Below are 18401 nucleotides of genomic sequence, written 5' to 3'. Positions count from 1 at the left end.
GTAGAGAGCCTTCAGATAGCTACTGTCAGATCACGTAGAATTTGCACACCACTTCTGTAGGCCCCCACTGGAAACCTTCAAAAGTGATGTAGGGCAGGGGACCTAAAGAACATCCCTTAGGTCATTTTCACTCTCATTTTTTCTTTTCGGCTTTGGCGTGATACTCAAAACCTCGGGTTCTTCCTGAATTGCTTTCGCAATTCTTGGTTTCTCCGCTTTTTGTTTTTTCGGTGGAGCAAAACTCAATACCCCTTTTCGCGATAAAACACCGTCAACAAACTCAATATCAAACTCCCTTTCCTCACTTTGAGGCAGATAGTTGGACTTCAAGAACCTGACTTTTCTCTCATTTTTTTCCGCTTTTATCGTGATTAAAAACTTAACCAGCCGCATAACAGAGCTAAGCCCGGCACCAGAGGCCATGGTCACTTCTTGCTCTCCACGAATTTCATTTTTATTGACGTGATGAACAAGCAAAATAGCAGCCCCTGTGCGTCTTGCGATGGCTTGAAATCCCGCCTTGATGTGCTTGTCGTGTTTCACTTCATCACAGCTGCCAACGGCTTCCGTGACGGTATCAACAATAATTAGATCAACGTCATTATCAACCGCAGATTGAACGAGATTATTCACATACAGACTGGCCGCGTCATGCTCATCTTTATTCGCCTCTGGCGGCGCTATCAACGGCGTTTGCTCGGTGAGAAAAAGCAGGTTACTAAGCAGTTCATTTTGAATATCAGGTGAAAATGATTTGAGCTTTTCCACCATACGTTCCCGCAAAACCGCACTGCTATCCTCAGAGCTGACAATCAGTACTTTTCTCGGCGTCTCAGCACATGAAAGCCCGAGCGTCACCGCTGACGAAGCATGTTCTATCGCTATCGACAATGCTAGATGACTTTTTCCAGCGCTGGGAGCAGCAATCAGCATACCGATGGAAGCTTTAACCAAACCTTTTAGAACAAAAGGGACTTCCGAAATAGTCTGGTCATTCAGCAATGAGTTTAGATTTTTAATCATGACTACGTCACCTTGAAGAATTGATGTTCACGGCCATCGACGGAGACGATTTGCAGGTTAAAATCGGACTCAATCTGATCCCTAACCTCCAGTAAGCTTCGCTTAAGATCGTATCTGAATGACGCACCCACATTGGACGCCACCGAGTTCATATATTCCTCAATCGCCCAGCTTAATTTTTTTGTATGCAGAAAATCGAGATTATGCGTGGTGAGCCATTTAATGAACGAACGGACAGCGTAAGAACGATAGTTTGTGATTTTGTGCTGCTCAAGTCGGTAGTAATAGCCATGGGATTTGATGGCTTCTAAGAGCCTTTGATCAGGAACAACAAAGATGTGGTTGGCGACAACATCGTCACTCTTGCCGTTTTTGTTTTTAGATTTGTCATAGCAAAGCATGAATTCTTTTACGAAACTCAAAGGCTTACGGCTTGAAATGTGGCCATCTGAATCCATTTCACAAATGAAAAGCTTTGATGTGTTGAGCTGAAAGATCCTATCCTCGATCAACCGATAGTTAGATCGTGTCGGCTTTATCTTCATTCGGGTCGCAAGCTCATACATGCTCATAGATAGAACTATCGCGTTGCTATCAATCCCCTCGTCTAAACTTTGCTCACTTGAGTTTGGAAGTGTTTGAGCATCATTTAACGTTCCTAGCACCGCTCTCCAAGTCATTTTGCCGCCGCTCTTATACGCCTCATCATCCAGCTTAATCAATTTCGCATAGGCTAGAAGCGTCTCAAGCACATCTCGGTGGGCGTGTAACAGGTAGTTATTGTGCAGCTCGACTCGGAAATTTTTACCAAATGAGTTTACAGTCACAACCTCTAGGGGATGATCAAATGAAACCCCGCCCATTGATGCGACTTCAGCCATCCTTTTGCTCATAGATGGCGTCATTCGAGCAGAAGGATGAAAAACCGTTGCTCGTGAGAATAGTAGGGAGCTGATAAATTTATTAGCTCTGTCTTTTTCATCAATTACGGATAGATCTTTCGTTTCTTCGAACATGATCACTATGTCAACTGGGATACCTAGATAGCGATATTATGTCAACTGGGATATCTTTTACAAACATTTTTCTGTCAACTGGTATAGTTTTTCTGTCAACTGGGATACTGATCACCGTCAACTGGTATATCAAATAGGTCAACTGGTATAGTTTTGAGGATCTTCCTAGATCTTTAAGAATATCTTTAGATATTCAAGTTCTTATTCTCACTCGTTCAGACGAGCTGCGACAATCAACGAAGAACTTTCCTCGCGAGGGCGAGAAAAGTCCTTCATTGATTTTTAGAAAGAGCTAGAGTGTGTTGAACTTCAGTATGCAACAGATGTGACATTTATCTTTCTAACGAAAGAAAACTTTAAGAAATACGTCGTTTTAAAGGATTACATTGTAGAGGTAAAGTGCATAAAGGTTATCATTCGCTTTAACCCTGATGTTAGGGTATTAACAACAATGTCTAAGTACTTAAATAATAAGAAGGATTTTGATATGAATGACAAAAAGCAGACTGGTTTAAATAGTCACCTGCCACCTGATTTTGAAGAACAGTTGGAAAGGATGATTGATAGTCAAGGTAGTGACCTCGCTATAGGTAAAGAACTACGAGATTCAATTAACAGTATTAGCCGAGAATCCTCGGTGAATAGATATCAGGCAGGAACACCTGAAGGATTATCTAGAGTGCTCGACATTATTGCTGATTCTCATCATCCAGAATCAACTCCGATTAAACATGAAATTGAAGATAAAATGATGCCTCAAGTAATTTGCCAATGTCACCATTGTGAGCGCGATATTCTGGTTGGTGAAACTATGGCAACACTCAATGTAAGCAAAAATACGATTCACAGTCAGTCTAAAATTCATCCCATTGAACATACTATTGGCGGTGCTTGGTGCGACAACTGTGTCGATAGTCTTTCTAACGTCCTGAATACATCAAATGCGATGACACAAATGGCAGCTGCTGGAGCTAAAGCGGTTAACTACATTATGGATGGTGGGAAGTAGGTTTGTATGTACGTCGCTCTGTGAAGACAGGCCTGTTCCAAGATGGTTTGTGCCTGGACTGATCATAGCGGCGTTCATATTACTTTCCGTTATCGGCAATTAGCAGCAACGCTTTAAGTATTCTGCACTAACGATCTTATATAACGGCCTATTGTGAGATTCACAACAGGTTCAACAGCCTTGATACTTCTCCAGTACAGCCGCGATCGCCTGATCGAGTTCACTTTGCACGTCTTTTAGAAAAGTGGCCAAACTCATACGAGAAATTGCGGCCTTTTACTCGCTTACGGGCAAAAACGCCTTTGCTGTTAAACTGGGCGAGTGGAGTCACTTCAGCTTGCTCTTTCACTTGTTTTGCTTCAGTGATTTTAACTCTGCTTTTATCGCGGCAATGATGTCTAACTTGGTTTCATCAAGGGGCTGTTCAGCCTGAACATTGACAAATTTCTCCTGAACCCGATCGACAAAAAATCTAATTCGTTCGCATTACTTCCCAATAGTTTCATGACCTTACCGAACAACGAAAAATCTATTATCAAGTTTAAAAGGGTGAGTGAGCGGCCAGACGAGATCGCGGCTGGATCTGCTGAATTTGAAAAAATTCTCGATGCGGGTGACGCGAACCTAAGCAAAATTGACTTTAGAATGAGTGGAATCGGCATAGTTAGAGTTTGTGACCCGAGTGGAGCAAGCTGCCTTTATAAGAGCTGCTAAGTTTTACGGTCAAGCAAGATAAAAGCGACTCTTTAAATACCTGCCACAGGAGGCACTTAGTAACACAGAAATGCCCCTTTTCGTGCTGGCGAAAACTAACGGCCCCCATCTCATCCCGAGATTTCTAATGCCAACCGTGAGCTGCGTAAAAATCCCCCATTTTGTCGTATTTCTCATTCTCGCTTTTGAAGTATTACATGCTACCCTAGCAAAAACATGTGGTTACGATAGAGTTCAGTTTTCATTAGATGTATAAAAAACCAAATGGAGTGTTTGAAAGCCCCTGTTTGGGATCGAATAAATTGTTAGTTGCTAAAATGCTTCACTAAAGGAACAAGAATGAGTAGGGATTGGGAGTCAATTTTTTCAAGATGGGCGCAAGGGCCAAGTCAAACTGAGCAGGAGCGAGCTGAAAACGCAGAACGCCAAATCAGGCAGGCAATTCAAAATAGCTCTAAGCTGCAAAGTCGAAATATAAAAGTAATTACTCAAGGTTCTTACAGAAATCGGGTAAATGTAAGAAAAGATAGTGACGTTGATATCGGTGTAATTTGTTATGACGCTTTTTTCCCAGAATATCATGACGATAACGTCAAAGCAGAATTGAATAAAAGTTTTAGCGATGGCAATTACACTTATTTGACTTTTAAAAATGAGCTTGAAGAAGCTCTAGTTGCTCGATTTGGTAGAGCTTCCGTATCTAGAGGTAGTAAGTCTTTCGACATTAAGGAAAACACTTATCGAGTAGAGTCAGACGTAGCAGCGTTCTTTGAACATAGAAGGTATATGTCTACCACTAGGTACTTATCAGGCGTAGAAATGCGGCCTGATGATGGCAAACCGTTTATCGTACGAAATTGGCCAGAGCAACATTATGCTAATGGCGTATCAAAGAACGACGCTACATCCAGAAGATACAAGCGCGTTGTTCGGATTCTTAAAACGCTATCCAATGAAATGGCCGAAAATGGTATCAAGTCAGCCAAAGACGCTCCCAGCTTTTTGATCGAATGCTTAGTTTTTAATGCTTCAAACTCCTGCTTCAACTATTCAACATATAACCAAATGGTTCGTGCAGTTCTTGCTGAAACTTTTAACAATACAATTAATGATGAAAAATGTTCTGAATGGGGTGAAGTTAGTGAGCTTAAGTACTTATTTCGAGGCTCACAGCCTTGGACGAGGCAGGGAGCGCATCAGTTCTTAAGCGATGCATGGGACTACATAGGTCACGAGTAATGCTAACTAGACTTCATATTTCATCATTTATTGGTCTCACGATCGCGGTTTGGTTACTTGCACTTTGGGTTCAAGGTATGCCTGTACTCAGTGCGGACTTTGTAAAACCATTTGGTACAGTAGTCGGTGTAATAACTCTGTTTGTAACCTTGTTTAACAAATACATGTGGTCATGGAAAATATTTAAAGGTTGGTATGTTAAAAGACCGGACTTGAGGGGGACGTGGAAAGTTGAGCTGAAAAGTAGTTGGATAGACCCTAACACTGGTGAAGGCATTGCGCCAATCTATGGATATGCAGTCATCAGGCAATCGTTAACATCTCTTAGTTTGAGGCTGATGACAAAGGAATCTAGATCCGTTTTGGTGGCTCACAGTATAGAGCAGCAAGAAGATGAAGATCTGTTCAAGCTAGTTGGTGTTTATCGAAATGAACCCAAAATTGAATTACAGGGTGTAAGAAGCGAAATGCATCATGGCTCTTTCGCCCTAGAAATTCATGGTTCTCCAGTCGAAGAACTAGCAGGGCATTATTGGACAGATAGAGCAACCAAAGGTGGAATGAAATTGGTTGGTCGTGTGGAAAAATTATATAGCACATATGAGCAAGCAGAGCGTGAAATCGGCGACTAACAGATATGATCCCTTCTCGGGTCAATAGGCAATAGCATTCTTTTGGTTGCATCAGCAGCCAATGCTCTCGAACAACAAAGCCGTCTGCTTCGCTTTACCCAATCCGAAATTATCCGAAGTGTTTGCTTTAGAGCATAAGGTCTAACAGATTTCTGTCCAAAGGTGTGCTGACGGGGTATGTAACACGAAATTGCCCCATAACCTGTTGGGGAAGGAAAGAAGCTGTAGAAGTAACGAACGAAGAAAGGTAAGCAGCTATATCTGTTAAGTTGAGATATAACTGCTTCTTGAAGTGAGAGGTTAAAGTTATTTCACTTCGTACCTCAGTAGGACTTCATTATCCAAAACAACGTTTGTTGACCAAATAAAACTTGCCCCAGCACCACTAAATTTCTCAATGAAGTTCATGTAAGATTTTTTGTTGTTCACACCAATTTCATCTTCTGAATATTCAGTCGCTTGAGGCCATGAAACGGCATCGAAGTCTTTTGCCATCCAGTTACTTGGGGTCTCCCAGTGAGCTGCATAAGCATTTGCACCGTTATCTGTGCCTTTTGTTGTGCAGTTCTCCGATAAGCGTTTACCATCAACCTCACTCAGGCAGCTTAAATCATAGACTGGTGCAGTATAAAATGTCTGTGCTTGCCAGTCGGAACTCGTCATAGTGCCATCACTAAAGCTTGCGATAAAGCCACCATCACCTGGGTGGAATGCCTTGCCACGGTTATCTTCTGTACCTAAACCTAAGTTTTCTTCCCAATCAATTACTTTTACAGCAATAGTGTATGGCTTATTTACTTTGAACTTTACGATACTAGAGTTAAACGGCGTAAAGGGTACGGTGTCTACCGCAACAAGCTGACCATTGATATATAACTCGAAGTAGTTGTCAGCAAAGATGTAACCAGTGATCTCTTCACCATTTGCATCAACTATGGTCACAGGGACTGAGTCTTCGTCCACATCGGCAATGCTTTCAGGAGTGATGTTGGCGCACTCTTCATAAAGATCGACCACTTTTGGCGCAGTTGTAAAATGGTTTTGAGCAGGAACTGTCCATACCTTTCCGCTAGCATCAGCAATTTCACCAATGCCTGCAACACGGCTTCGACCATTCGCACACTCAAAAAGGTTTTCTTCTACTGTTTTTGCGAGACCTTGAGTAATGCTAGCTGAACCTTTGTAATCACTGACACTTCCGCTAACAGTTAGGTCGGAGGATGGAGAACAACCAGCCAACAACACGGCGATAGACGAAAGAGCTAATACTCTATTATTTGTAATAATCATCAATAAAAATTCTGTCGTTAGCATGGAGCTTAAGTGTAGATAATTAATCTCAACAGATCAATATGTTGGACTGGTGAGATAGCTGGCGCTGGCGCGTAGATATAGACTATATAATGCAAATCAACGTAAACGATGTGCAATTCTCGGTAAATGAACTTCTGTTCCGAGCTTTCACAGACTGCACTTCGTAACTCACAAATGTCGGGTGGACGACACCTGTTACCAAGTGCCGTCTCCCTAAGAACCCAGCGTGCAACTTTCACTGCACTAGGCTCAAGCCTCCACGAAGGCATCGTTTGATACCCAGCAACTTATAAAGCAGTCGGAGCAGGTTCTTTCCAAGAGTTACGAGCTAGCCTTTTGGACTTCCTTTTGGTCGAATGATCAGATCGGGGAACGAGCAATTAGTTCCTCTGCCAGCTCAGTTTCTTATCCAGAGTTCAGGTTAAATTAGTGATAACGTGCGATTTTGGCTGTAAGATTCTCTCGAAATAACGTATGCGCCCCATGATCCCACCGGCTGATGTTGCTAATGTTTGAAGTTCCAAGGTAGGAGCGCATCGATATCAGGCTCAGATTTCGCTAGCTCTTTCATGCACTTGACCATGTAGTCGTAAAGGATAAGGCCGTTGGCTTTCGCTGTCTCGACGATACTGTAAAGCATCGCGCTCGCTTCAGCTCCATTGGGATTGGTCGAGAAGAGCCAGTTCTTTCTCCCAATAACCAGCGGTTTTATTGCGCGTTCAGCTCGGTTGTTGTCTATCGATAAGTGACCGTCATCGATATAGCGGGTGAGCTTCGGCCATTGGCCGAGCGTGTATTTTATCGCTTTACCCAGCGGGCTAGACTCAAGCACTTTCTGAGTTGTCATCCATTCATAAAGCTCATCCAGTATCGGCTTAGCATGCTCTTGGCGCTCTGCTTTCCGTTTTTCGGCACTGGCACCTTTTAAGCGTGATTCTATCCCATAAAGCTTCTGGATTTTGGCCAGCGCTTTATCCGCTTTGCCTGACTTACCTTTGCCTTGAAGCTTTTTCGCCTCCATGAACTTGCGCCGAGCATGCGCAAAGCAACCGACATTGGTGACTCGATGAAGCCCATCATAAACACCATAGCCATCGGTTTGCAGATACCCATCATAGTCGCCCAAGAAGGCAACAGGGCACGACCTCGCGCGACTGTTTTGATAGTCATACAAGACGATATTTCTCACATTAGGGAGTGCGGCATCTGGCGAGTCCGCGCCTGAGCAGTAAAGCCACATATAACATTGCTTGTCTTCCTTGAGGACATTGAGCGGCGTTTCATCCGCCTGAACCACCACTTGCTCTAGCAGGTGCGTTTTTAAGGCCGCGTAAAGCGGGGCGAACTTCTCACTGACTTGGATAATCCACCTTGCCATCGTGGTTCGTGAGAGTTCGATACCCGATTGGGTAAACAGTGACTCTTGGCGGTAAAGTGGCATCGCGTATTGATATTTGCCGAGGATGATATTGGCCAACAAGCTTTCTGTGGCGAAGCTCTTAGGGATAATGCTTTGCGGCGCTGGCTTTTGAACGACGTGGTTTTTGTCCTGAGTTTGCTCGCATTGGCGGCAAGCATATTTAGGACGAACATATTCCAACACTTTAAGTACCGCAGGTGTGAACTCAAGTTTCTCACTGCGGTCTTCACCGATTTTATGCAGACTATGTTGGCAGCAAGTGCACTGCTTTTCATCGTCGTCTAAATCGAGTTCGATAACCTCACGAGGCAAGGTCTTTGGCAGGGGCTGACGTTTACCGCGTTTCTTCGTTGTGGTGGTCGTCGTGACCTCAACCTCTTCTTCTTTAGCAGCTTCACATTCCGCTTCGTTGAAGAGGTCACCTTGGGATTCATCGTAAGGCTTTAACGCCTCCGAGCGTTTAGCGAACTGACGGTCGAAGGCAAGTTTGAGCTGTTCAAGCAGCGATTGACGCTCTTGTTTCAATTGGGTTTCTGACGCCAACAGCGCTTTCACCATCGCTTGTAGCTCGGCAACATCTTGGCTTTCTGGGTTGATATTTGGCGTCTTTTTCATGGCATTGATTATACTAAAATCATGCCGTTAATGCTTGGTGGATAAGACTTTATTATCGCTTAAGTCATTGTAAAATCGTTTATTCTAACGGGTTTGTGGCCGATAATCGTGAAACCAGAAAGCAGTCTATCAAGCTCGAATTGAGTGAGAGTAAACACCTCATTTTGCTCTTTTGATGGCCACTTGTACTTCGCTTTTTCAAGACGTTTGTACCAAAGAGCGAAGCCTGTTTTATCCCAGTACAACACTTTGACTTTATCGCGCTGTTTGTTGGTGAAGAGGAATAGTGCGCCGCTGCCCAAGGGCAAGTCGGTGTCATTTTCGATAATCGCAGCGAGGCCGTTGATGGACTTTCTAAAATCGACGCTTTCGCGATAGAGATAGATTTCGGGAGCACTGAGCATACGTTTCATGACAGCGCACCGATAAGCTCTGCGAGATAGGTCGCTGGCGTGCCTTGTGGGATGCTCAGTTCAACATCATTGACGAGCAGCGTCATATTGGCAACGACAACGTGAGTGGCTTGATACTTTGTGGTCTTTTCAACGACTTCTGCTTTAACAAAGCCAACCGTGTTCGGTTTTTCGATGTGCTTTAACTGTTGGCGCTTAGCGTAAAAAGTGGAGAGGCTCAGTCCGTTACGTTCACAGAATAATCGTTGTGATAGTTGGCTGGATTCATAGTGTTCGAACAGGGTTCGCCATTCTTGGTTAGTGCGTCGTTTGGCCATTTCAAATCTCCTTTGGGTTGGAGGTTTGATCTTATTATTCGGGCTAGGTGATTAGAATGCGGGGTTTATGACGCGCTTAGAACGCTAGGCAAAGCTGGCGAATAAATAATGGGTGGAAGTCCCATCTCAGTAAGGACTAACCATCCGCTGAGTCCTCGAGCTATGCGCTGAGTGTGGGTAACTGCATTAGTGAAGTGTTAGTAGAGGCATCTGTAGGCTAAGTATTGAGCCACGAAATTCAGTTTGGAAGTGGAGATGTTGTTAAGCGAAGCAGAATCCAATAGTGACAAGAGCGTAATTTGGTGAGTTCTTGGGCACACTTCCCGGGGTCGTAGACCTTATGCATACAGAGAAATTTATACGCCGGAACCTAGGAGATCCTATACAGTCCCGGTAAGTATCAATCGGGCATAATTATTGAACCCTCTCAGGCAAGATAAATATGGTATAGGAAGTCGGACAGGATAATAGTACTGATGAAACAGACGAACAAAACTCGTAAAACAGACGCGGAGTCTGCGGAGGGAAGTATCCTGACCAAGGGAAATGGTCAACAGTCTAACCACGGCCAGACACAGAGCTGGATCCCCGTGATGTCAAAGTTGGTGGCCATACGCAAACTCGCAGCTCAAAATAAGACACTGAAGTTTAACAATCTTCTTCATCTTATAACGGAAGAATTGCTCATGGAGTGCTTTTACACTCTCAAGCGTGATTCTGCCGCAGGGATCGATCAGGGCAAGATCATGAACATTTCTTGTACAACGCAAGGTTAAATTTGACCTGAAGCACGGTCTGTGATCTTATGCTCTTCTTTTGGGGAGCGACCATGAATATTAATACCATCAAAGCGCATTTCAGTATCATCCGTGACAAACGGCAAAGTGCAAAAGTTGATTATCCTCTGTTTGATATTTTGTTTGGGTCTATCTGTGCCGTGATAGCCGGAGGTCAAGGCTGGACTGACATTCGTGAATATGTTCTTGGCCACCATGAGTGGTTTCTTAAACAGGGGCTGTTTGAAAACGGTGTGCCTGTCGACGATACCTTTGCTCGTTTGATTGCAAATATTGATCCTGCCGAGTTTCGCGACTGCTTCCTGGGTTGGATGAATGCGGTACATACCATGACGTTTGGTGAGGTGGTTGCCATTGATGGCAAGACTTTGCGCGGCTCCTACGATAGAGACGACAGGCAAAGCACCATCCATATGGTGAGCGCCTATGCAAGTGCTAACCAAATGGTACTGGGTCAACTCAAAACCAACAATAAAAGCAATGAAATTACCGCGATTCCAGAGCTTATTAAGATGCTCGACTTGCGAGGAGCTATCGTGACGATTGATGCGATGGCCTGTCAGACCAAGATTGCCAAGGCGATCACTAGCAAGGGCGGTGATTACTTGTTGGCAGTAAAGGGGAATCAAGGCAAGTTGTCGGCAGCCATACAGACAGCCTTCGCCCCACACCGCCGTGCTCCGATTGACAAAACCACCTATCAAATCGAGAAACAAAAAGGCCGCGTTGAAGCACGTACTTGCCATGTACTCAAGGCTAGTGAGTTAGAGGGTGACTTCTCAACGTGGAGCGGACTCACCAGTATTGTCATGGTTGAAAATTACCGAGTAGCCAAAGGTAAAGCGCCAAAGTTGGAGTACCGCTACTACATAAGTTCAGCAGACCTGACCGCGGAGCAGGCAGGAAATGCCATTCGAGCCCACTGGGGCATAGAGTCAATGCACTGGATTTTAGATGTGAGCATGCGAGAAGACGCTTGTCAGATTTACCGACAAAACGCGGCTGAAAATTTGGCAGGTTTAAGACACATGGCACTTAACATGCTAAGAGCTGAGCCAAGCAAAATTAGTGTGCCAATGAAGCAGAAACGTTGCATGATGAACCCCGGCTTCTTGGAGCAAGTCTTAGTTGCTGGATTTAAGTCAATGACTAAATTCTAACCATTCATGCGGACGCCCTGAGGGATCGATGGGGTAACATGGGATAAATATCAATTATTCTCAAAACAACTCATCAAGCAGCTATGTGAAGATATTCAATCAGGACGATATAAGCCAAAACCTGCCAGAAGAATTTATATCCCTAAACAAGACGGTAGTCAGCGACCGCTGAACATATTATGCATTAGGGACAAAATTGTTCAACAAGCAGTCAGTAAAGTTCTAGAATCGATCTATGAGAGCGACTTTATGGGCTTTTCATATGGTTTTCGACCAGAGCGGAGTCAGCATCAAGCTCTTGATGCACTTTATGTTGCACTCAACCGGAGAAAGATAAACTGGGTGCTTGATTTAGATATAACCAAGTTCTTTGATACTGTAGAACATGATTGGTTGATCCAATTCTTAGAGCATCGAGTCGCAGATAAACCATTGCTCAAAATTATTACCAAATGGTTAAAAGTAGGATACGTTGATGAGCATAACCAGCGAGTTAAATCGCTCCTCGGGACTCCTCAAGGAGCGGTGATCTCACCATTGTTGGCAAATGTTTATCTTCATTATACTTTTGATCTTTGGCTGAACCGAGAACGGCATCGAAGTGCAATCGGCGATGTCATCATGGTTAGGTACGCTGACGATGCTGTTATCGGTTTTCAGTATAAAAATGATGCAAATGCGTGTTTAGAGGGGTTGAAAAGACGCCTCACTCAATTTGGCTTATCGGTTCATCCGGACAAAACCAAGTTGATACACTTTGGACGATTCGCTTTTGAAGACTTTAAAAGAGGGAAAGTTCAAAGACCAGGCACCTTTGATTTCCTTGGATTCACACATTACTGTGACTTGACTAAGAGCCGAAAGGCCATAGTGATCAAGCGGAAGACAATCAAAAAGCGACTTATCAGTAAGATAAAATGTGTCAGACAGGAGCTAAAGAAAAGGCTTCACTTACCGCCGTGGAAGGTTGGAAAGTGGCTGAATCAGATTATTCGAGGGCACATCAACTATTATGGTGTCCCAATGAATGGTCGCTCCCTAAATCTGTTTATTACAGAGATCACTAATGCATGGCTAAAGCAGCTGCGAAGGCGTAGCCAGCGTCATAAGATGACATGGTCACGTTTTAGGAAATTAGTTGATTACTGGATCCCCAAAGCAAGAATTGTCCACCCTTATCCTGAGCAGCGATTTGACGTTAGACCCAAGGTAGGAGCCGTATGCGTTAGTAGCGCACGTACGGATCTGTGCGGGGGGTAGCGGGTGACCGCTATTCCTACCGCGACCGAAATAACAAAACTTTAGCAATGTCTTAAAATTAAACTAAATCAGCCCCTTACCTTGCATAACATAGTAGCCTGTACCAATCTTATTTCATAAGCATGGATAAGGATTGTGTATGCCCGCAAGTTCAATGAAAAACAAAGGGGTGGTGGGGAAAGTCCTACTGCCTTCTTTGCTCATAAATCTTCTTTCTCTCGCCGTTCCGCTAACGGTTTTACAAATTTACGATCGTATCTTACCTAACCAGAGTTATGGGACTGCCACTCTGTTATTAGCGGGTGCGACGTTGGCTGTCGCTATGGAAGCGCTAATCCGGTTTGTGCGAACTTGGCTTTTGTCTGCCGCGGCCAGTAACACCGAGAAAGCGACCTATCAAACCTTGGTTGAAAGGGTGACTAACGCTTCATCAGGTCATCTGCGTCATTTAGGTGTTGGTGGCGTAGAAGAAGGGCTCGGCTCTGTATCCAAAGTTAAAGATTGGTATTCCGGAGGGGTGATTGCAGGCTTTATTGATTTGCCTTTCGCATTGATCTTCTTGGGTTTGGTGGCTTATATCGGCGGTGAACTGGTGGCGATACCTTTGGCAGTTTGGCTGATTACTCTCGGAATTGTTTGGTTATCTTCTATTCGCGTTAAAAGCCTAAGTGAAGAAGCTTCCCAAGATGAGCAGGAGCGAAAAGCGTTTTTAATTTTGCTAAGCCAAACCATTCAAGGAATCAAACGTCAGGCCGTTGAGTCTCGAATCTTCAACCAGTTTAAATCCCTCAATAATGTTCGCTCTCAGTCTAAAGCGAGAGAAGAAGAACAGAACGCCTTCGCCCAAGAATGTATTCAGCTTGCAGCATTAGCGACGTCAGTTTTACTTGTGATTACTGGCAGCTTGTGGGTGCTGGATGGACAGTTAACCACAGGTGGGCTGGCAGCATGTTCTATTTTATCTGGCCGAGCGGTTGCACCGTTAAGTGCTTTAGTGGGAGTTCGAATCAAGCTTAATTCAATACACAGTGCCAATCAGGCAATAGAAAAATTGAGTGACTTGTCACTATCGGACTCTTCAGATTCTGAGCAAGCCGAGAGCCACTTATCTGACTTTGAGGTGTTGGAAATCAAGCAAGCGACCGTTGAAAGATACGGTGAACTCGCTCATGCAGATGTCACATTGAATAAAGGCGAGTTGGTATTGCTAGAGAGTGAGGATCGCCACACCAACAGTCATTTATTGTCATCGATTGCAGGTATTGACGATCTAAAAGCGGGGGAGTGCTCCATTAACGGAGTTACCGTTTCGATCGCATCCGTAACCAACATTGCGGCCTACTGCGGTGTTAAAGGGCAGTTGGTGTCAGGTACTATTCTCGACAACTTGTGCGGGTTTGATCCTGAGAGAACACATAGCGCCAGTGACTATGCTAAGCGTTTGGGTTTAACCAAGGAAATCACTCGATTACCCGATGGACTAGAGACACAAATTGGCCATACGAGTGCGTCTCTGCTGAGTATGGGCAACGTGAAAATGCTCAATATCGCGACTCAACTGGCAAGTGATAAACCCATTATCATGTTAGAAAGGCCAGATTCCTCGCTTGATTTAGATGCCCTCGGAAACCTAGCTAATGTTCTGGAAGAAGAAGTGACGGCAGGACGCACGATACTGATGGTGAGCTACCATTCTAAACTTCGCGAATTGGCTAATCGAATCATTACAGTGGAAAGTCGAACTATTGCGGTCGACAGTGAGAACAACCAGGAGGCTATTGTATGAATCGTTTAGATACTGGTAACCCTTCAGGTACGAACAACCTTGCAGATACGAATGGTCGACAAGAGGTGATGAATCATTTAGAAAATGAAAGCCTTTCTGTCCTTAAACAGTTGGAAGTGAATACGAATATCCAGTTGTTTGCACGTCAATGGGTCGATGAAAATGGGATTGAATCAATCGACGATATGTTTGCCTTGTTCGATAGGCTTGCATTGCCATATCGCTTGGTTGCCAACCTAGACGAAGTTGGCGAGCATAAATTGGTTCTACTGGTGCTTGGTGAAAATGAGCTGGTCTCTGGTCATTTAGAATCCAAACAATTTGTTTCTTTTAACGCCAATGACGACATCACCGATGTCCCGCAGTTTTGCATCGTTATCGAAGGTCCGCCATTAGAGAAAGCCTCTCCTGATTGGGTTGGCGAAAGGTTACATGCGTTTCGTCCCATCATTCCTAAATTGTTGTTGGTCAGCTTTATTACCAACTTGTTTGCACTTGCCGTCCCCTTCATCACGATGTCGATCTATGACCACGTGATTGGTGGAGACGCAGGTCATGAGCTTCAAGGTATCGCGATTGGTGCAGCGTTGTTGTTTGTGATGATGGGCTGGTTAAGAACATTACGTAGCCGCGTGTTTGCTTCAGTTTCGAACCGAGTAAGCCGTGAAATTTCTCAATCCCTCGTGCAGCGTCTGCTTCGTAATAGCTATGCTCAAAATCAGCAAACAGCTTCTTCTAGTCAGCAAAACCAAGTGATGTTGTCAGAGCGTATTTCAGGTGTGCTATCGGGGCCATTAGGAAATGCGTTATTTGACCTACCATTCATTCTTATTTTTGTACTTGCGATAGGTGTTTTAGGCGGGTGGTTGGTACTGGTTCCAGTCGTCTCTTTAATCCTTTATTACTTGCTAGCAAAACGCTCGATACGCTCTAGCAGCAAGCGCTCTATGCAATCGACAGTGGCAGGTACGAATCGTCAAAACATGACTAATGAGCTGTCATCCAAGCTTGCCTTTATTCGCAGTGCTGGATTCTCAGAGCACTGGATTCAACGTTTCAAAAAGGCCAATCTTCTTGCTTCAACAGTGACCTTTAATCAATCGGTTCTCCAGAGCCGGTACACCTCGATTTACTATTTCATTGGTGTGGGGTCGACACTCGCCGTGATGGGGTTAGGTATAGGACTTATTTTTGAACAAGTGATGACCCCTGGTGGTTTGATTGCTTCAATGATGTTGATATCTAAAGTGACAGGCCCTGCTCAGGTATTGGCGAATAGCGCGATGCGTTTTAATAGCTTTAATCAATCCAAGTTGCAAGTGAACCGTATTTTGTCTCAGCCGTCTGAGCGTGAATTCAGTTACCAGCATCACCCGTTACCTGTGGTAGCGCCTAATTTGAAATTAGACCAAGTGACACTGCGCTATCCCAAACAGAGTCGCCCGGCCTTGAATGGTGTGAGTTTTGATATTGAAGCCGGTGAAATTGTCGCGATTACCGGCCCTTCTGGGAGCGGTAAATCAACATTAATTGAAGTGCTGTCTGGCTTGCAGCCTATCCAAAATGGCATGGTCGAGCTTGAAGGCGTTAACCTCGTTCAATACGATCCGCAGCTTTATCGCCATTGGTGTTTCATTCGAGCCGCATATCCTGATTTGCTTACGCTGAGTATTCGAGAGTGGCTAAACGACGGTCACAAAGTCGAAGATCAGAAAATGATCTCTGCAATTGAAATGGTCGGTGGAAAGCGTTGGTTCGAGACATTATCAGGTGGGCTCGATACTTCCATCAGCAGTATTCAGCCGGACAGCCTTTTTGACATGTTGTCTGGCAGCGTCGCGCAGATCCTCATTGACGCGAAAGCGCTGGTTTATGACTACCCAATGTTCTTAATGGATAATCCTGTGCCTGATGCTCACCCAAATGCTAAACGTATATTTGGTGAGTTTGTGCAATCGAAAAAAGGAAAAGCAACGGTGATTTACACGTCCCACGATCCGGATTTAATCAAGCTTGCCGATAAAGTGGTGGTATTAAATGAAGGTGCAGTGGTTTATGCAGGCCCATTAGAGCCGGAACAGTCTTCGAAGCAGGGACAGCCTTCAGAGCCTCAAACTTCCCAAGAACAAGATCCGTCTGCTCAACAAAATGCAGCCCCACAAGAACAATCTGAGTCTAAGCAAGGAGTCGCTAATGGCTAAACAATCTATCGAGAAGGGCAAGCGCTACGGTGAACTTGTTGAATCACAAAATACGGCTCGTACATTGGCATTGGCGACGTGGTCAGTTGCTTTGTGTGTTATCGCTTTTGCCACTTGGTCTGTCGTCACCCAAGTTGATGAAATTGCCAAAGCCAAAGGCGCAGTGATTCCTGAAGGAGAGAAGCAGATACTGCAAAGCGACATTGGCGGGAAATTAAAACGTATTCTTGTGAAAGAGGGGCAGCTGGTGGAGGTTGGTCAGCCGTTGGTAGAGTTTGATGCAACGTTCCAACAAACGGCGCTCGAAGAGTTGCAATCACAACAAGTTACACTGCAAATGAGTGTTGAGCGAATGAATGCGCTGCTTGAGCAACGAGAGCCGAACTTTGCTGAGTTTGAAGTGGACTTTCCCGACATTGTCAGCCAACAAAAAGCCCAGCTGAATGCCCAAAAAGCGTTGTATTTCCAAAAAAGAATTGTACTGGAAAAAGAGAGCGAGCAAATATCAGAGCAGCTAAGAAGTGTTGAAAAGACGTTGCCCAGCTATGAAAAAGAACTCACCGCCACTAAGCAAGAATTAGTGATACTTGAAAAAGGTTTCAAAGCGGGAAATATATCCCGTTTGCGTGTACTCGAAATGCGTCAGAAACTAGCCTCCATCGAACAAAAGATAGAAGAAGCACGAGGCAAGAAATCCGTGTTGATTCGTCAAGGTGAAAGTAATGATCAAAAAATAGAGCAGTTACTCGCTGAGGCTAAAGTGGAAGTGAGCGATCAACGCTCCAAAGCGGTTTCAGACTTGTCCGCATTGAACGCAAGAGTGCGATCCAGTCAAGCTAAGTTAGTCAATACGGTTATGGAATCCCCAGTGCAAGGCTTGGTTCAAAGTATTCCTAGCACAAGAAATGGTGGCGTGATTCAACCGGGAGGTACTGTTGTTGAAATTGTCCCTGTTGGTGGAAAAGCCGCATTCAAAGCGCGTTTATCTCCACGAGATATCGGCTTTGTGAGCGTTGGTCAGCCAACCCGTATCAAGGTAGATGCCTTTGACTACAGCCGATTTGGTGCATTGAAGGGGTTAGTTGAAAGTATCTCGCCGACGACGAGCCAAAGTGAAAGAGGCGAGATTTTCTACGAGGTGATCGTGTCGGTAGACAAGCCGTATTTTAGAGATAACCCTGAACAGTTTGTTATTTTACCGGGGATGACCGGTGAAGTTGACATTACCACGGGTGAGAAATCGGTTTTTCAGTACCTATGGAAACCGATTTATACCAATGTGAGTGTCGCGTTTGGTGAACGTTAGTTTCTTTTTATAATTTCATTTAAAATAATCACACATAAAAAGGAACGCGATCTAGCGTTCCTTTTTTGGGTTTACATGTATACCAAATCCACTAAATAACTACTTAATCTTGCTTGTTAAAAGAAGCTATTTCAGCGCTGAATATTTCGTAAAGGTAATACTATTACATCAATGTTCGC

Annotated in this window: 16 protein-coding genes; 9 read left to right on the top strand and 7 right to left on the bottom strand. The window is 44.4% G+C overall.

What is annotated here, in order from left to right:
* Positions 1 to 102: 102 nt before the first annotated feature.
* Both I3X05_RS23295 and I3X05_RS23290 read right to left on the bottom strand, forming a co-directional pair.
* Entirely contained in the window at positions 103 to 1023 is a 921-nt protein-coding gene (locus tag I3X05_RS23295) for an AAA family ATPase (protein WP_193277941.1), read from the bottom strand.
* A gap of 2 nt (positions 1024 to 1025) precedes the next feature.
* On the bottom strand, positions 1026 to 2039 hold the full coding sequence (locus I3X05_RS23290) for a DNA mismatch repair protein (protein ID WP_337971462.1): 1014 nt from the start codon (positions 2037 to 2039) through the stop codon (positions 1026 to 1028).
* A 451-nt stretch (positions 2040 to 2490) separates the two neighbouring features.
* Between I3X05_RS23290 and I3X05_RS23285 the strand changes: the two genes are divergently transcribed.
* The gene (locus I3X05_RS23285) at positions 2491 to 3048 is read left to right on the top strand and encodes a hypothetical protein (RefSeq protein WP_193158045.1); all 558 of its coding nucleotides are present in this window, start codon (positions 2491 to 2493) and stop codon (positions 3046 to 3048) included.
* Positions 3049 to 3268: 220 nt separating this feature from the next.
* On the opposite strand, the gene I3X05_RS23280 is transcribed toward I3X05_RS23285, so the two are convergent.
* Entirely contained in the window at positions 3269 to 3379 is a 111-nt protein-coding gene (locus I3X05_RS23280) for a ParB family protein (protein ID WP_337971508.1), read from the bottom strand.
* A 722-nt stretch (positions 3380 to 4101) separates the two neighbouring features.
* Here I3X05_RS23280 and I3X05_RS23275 point away from each other — a divergent pair.
* Together I3X05_RS23275 and I3X05_RS23270 are read left to right on the top strand one after the other, a co-directional pair.
* Entirely contained in the window at positions 4102 to 5001 is a 900-nt protein-coding gene (locus I3X05_RS23275) for a nucleotidyltransferase domain-containing protein (protein WP_337971461.1), read from the top strand.
* Positions 5001 to 5633: a hypothetical protein gene (locus I3X05_RS23270; RefSeq protein WP_337971460.1), complete on the top strand. Its 633-nt coding sequence runs from the start codon at positions 5001 to 5003 to the stop codon at positions 5631 to 5633. Before I3X05_RS23275 ends, I3X05_RS23270 begins: the two co-directional genes overlap by 1 nt.
* A gap of 306 nt (positions 5634 to 5939) precedes the next feature.
* On the opposite strand, the gene I3X05_RS23265 is transcribed toward I3X05_RS23270, so the two are convergent.
* From I3X05_RS23265 to tnpA, 4 genes are all read right to left on the bottom strand, one after another.
* On the bottom strand, positions 5940 to 6923 hold the full coding sequence (locus I3X05_RS23265) for a hypothetical protein (protein WP_337971507.1): 984 nt from the start codon (positions 6921 to 6923) through the stop codon (positions 5940 to 5942).
* A 529-nt stretch (positions 6924 to 7452) separates the two neighbouring features.
* Positions 7453 to 8982 (bottom strand): IS66 family transposase, encoded by a 1530-nt coding sequence (gene tnpC / locus I3X05_RS23260; RefSeq protein ID WP_337971459.1) that lies wholly within the window; start codon positions 8980 to 8982, stop codon positions 7453 to 7455.
* 59 nt (positions 8983 to 9041) lie between these two features.
* Positions 9042 to 9395, bottom strand: coding sequence for an IS66 family insertion sequence element accessory protein TnpB (gene tnpB / locus I3X05_RS23255; RefSeq protein WP_080536422.1), 354 nt, complete (start codon positions 9393 to 9395; stop codon positions 9042 to 9044).
* Positions 9392 to 9712 (bottom strand): IS66 family insertion sequence element accessory protein TnpA, encoded by a 321-nt coding sequence (tnpA, locus tag I3X05_RS23250; RefSeq protein ID WP_019283194.1) that lies wholly within the window; start codon positions 9710 to 9712, stop codon positions 9392 to 9394. The genes tnpB and tnpA overlap by 4 nt, the downstream gene beginning before the upstream one ends.
* 476 nt (positions 9713 to 10188) lie before the next feature.
* Between tnpA and I3X05_RS23245 the strand changes: the two genes are divergently transcribed.
* From I3X05_RS23245 to I3X05_RS23220, 6 genes are all read left to right on the top strand, one after another.
* Positions 10189 to 10488, top strand: coding sequence for a hypothetical protein (locus I3X05_RS23245; RefSeq protein ID WP_337971458.1), 300 nt, complete (start codon positions 10189 to 10191; stop codon positions 10486 to 10488).
* Between the two features lie 53 nt (positions 10489 to 10541).
* Positions 10542 to 11669 (top strand): ISAs1 family transposase, encoded by a 1128-nt coding sequence (locus I3X05_RS23240; RefSeq protein WP_337970597.1) that lies wholly within the window; start codon positions 10542 to 10544, stop codon positions 11667 to 11669.
* A 24-nt stretch (positions 11670 to 11693) separates the two neighbouring features.
* A complete protein-coding gene (gene ltrA, locus I3X05_RS23235; RefSeq protein ID WP_337971506.1) occupies positions 11694 to 12929 on the top strand; it encodes a group II intron reverse transcriptase/maturase in 1236 nt (411 codons plus the stop codon).
* Positions 12930 to 13068: 139 nt separating this feature from the next.
* A complete protein-coding gene (locus I3X05_RS23230) occupies positions 13069 to 14715 on the top strand; it encodes an ABC transporter transmembrane domain-containing protein (protein WP_337971505.1) in 1647 nt (548 codons plus the stop codon).
* Positions 14712 to 16916 (top strand): peptidase domain-containing ABC transporter, encoded by a 2205-nt coding sequence (locus tag I3X05_RS23225; RefSeq protein ID WP_337971504.1) that lies wholly within the window; start codon positions 14712 to 14714, stop codon positions 16914 to 16916. The genes I3X05_RS23230 and I3X05_RS23225 overlap by 4 nt, the downstream gene beginning before the upstream one ends.
* Positions 16909 to 18222, top strand: a complete 1314-nt coding sequence (locus tag I3X05_RS23220; RefSeq protein WP_194575439.1) for an HlyD family type I secretion periplasmic adaptor subunit — start codon at positions 16909 to 16911, stop codon at positions 18220 to 18222. Before I3X05_RS23225 ends, I3X05_RS23220 begins: the two co-directional genes overlap by 8 nt.
* Positions 18223 to 18401 lie beyond the last annotated feature (179 nt).

Source organism: Vibrio navarrensis (genome assembly GCF_015767675.1).
Taxonomy (GTDB): domain Bacteria; phylum Pseudomonadota; class Gammaproteobacteria; order Enterobacterales; family Vibrionaceae; genus Vibrio.
This window is presented reverse-complemented; position numbering and strand designations above follow the sequence as displayed.

What these genes read in the sequence shown, in the direction of transcription:
- I3X05_RS23290 (WP_337971462.1), bottom strand. Translation starts at nt 2,039, where the DNA reads ATGTTCGAAGAAACGAAAGATCTATCCGTAATTGATGAAAAAGACAGA.
- I3X05_RS23295 (WP_193277941.1), bottom strand. Translation starts at nt 1,023, where the DNA reads ATGATTAAAAATCTAAACTCATTGCTGAATGACCAGACTATTTCGGAA.
- I3X05_RS23240 (WP_337970597.1), top strand. Translation starts at nt 10,542, where the DNA reads ATGAATATTAATACCATCAAAGCGCATTTCAGTATCATCCGTGACAAA.
- I3X05_RS23275 (WP_337971461.1), top strand. Translation starts at nt 4,102, where the DNA reads ATGAGTAGGGATTGGGAGTCAATTTTTTCAAGATGGGCGCAAGGGCCA.
- tnpB (WP_080536422.1), bottom strand. Translation starts at nt 9,395, where the DNA reads ATGAAACGTATGCTCAGTGCTCCCGAAATCTATCTCTATCGCGAAAGC.
- I3X05_RS23220 (WP_194575439.1), top strand. Translation starts at nt 16,909, where the DNA reads ATGGCTAAACAATCTATCGAGAAGGGCAAGCGCTACGGTGAACTTGTT.
- I3X05_RS23245 (WP_337971458.1), top strand. Translation starts at nt 10,189, where the DNA reads ATGAAACAGACGAACAAAACTCGTAAAACAGACGCGGAGTCTGCGGAG.
- I3X05_RS23270 (WP_337971460.1), top strand. Translation starts at nt 5,001, where the DNA reads ATGCTAACTAGACTTCATATTTCATCATTTATTGGTCTCACGATCGCG.
- I3X05_RS23265 (WP_337971507.1), bottom strand. Translation starts at nt 6,923, where the DNA reads ATGATTATTACAAATAATAGAGTATTAGCTCTTTCGTCTATCGCCGTG.
- I3X05_RS23225 (WP_337971504.1), top strand. Translation starts at nt 14,712, where the DNA reads ATGAATCGTTTAGATACTGGTAACCCTTCAGGTACGAACAACCTTGCA.
- I3X05_RS23285 (WP_193158045.1), top strand. Translation starts at nt 2,491, where the DNA reads ATGTCTAAGTACTTAAATAATAAGAAGGATTTTGATATGAATGACAAA.
- tnpA (WP_019283194.1), bottom strand. Translation starts at nt 9,712, where the DNA reads ATGGCCAAACGACGCACTAACCAAGAATGGCGAACCCTGTTCGAACAC.
- tnpC (WP_337971459.1), bottom strand. Translation starts at nt 8,982, where the DNA reads ATGAAAAAGACGCCAAATATCAACCCAGAAAGCCAAGATGTTGCCGAG.
- I3X05_RS23230 (WP_337971505.1), top strand. Translation starts at nt 13,069, where the DNA reads ATGCCCGCAAGTTCAATGAAAAACAAAGGGGTGGTGGGGAAAGTCCTA.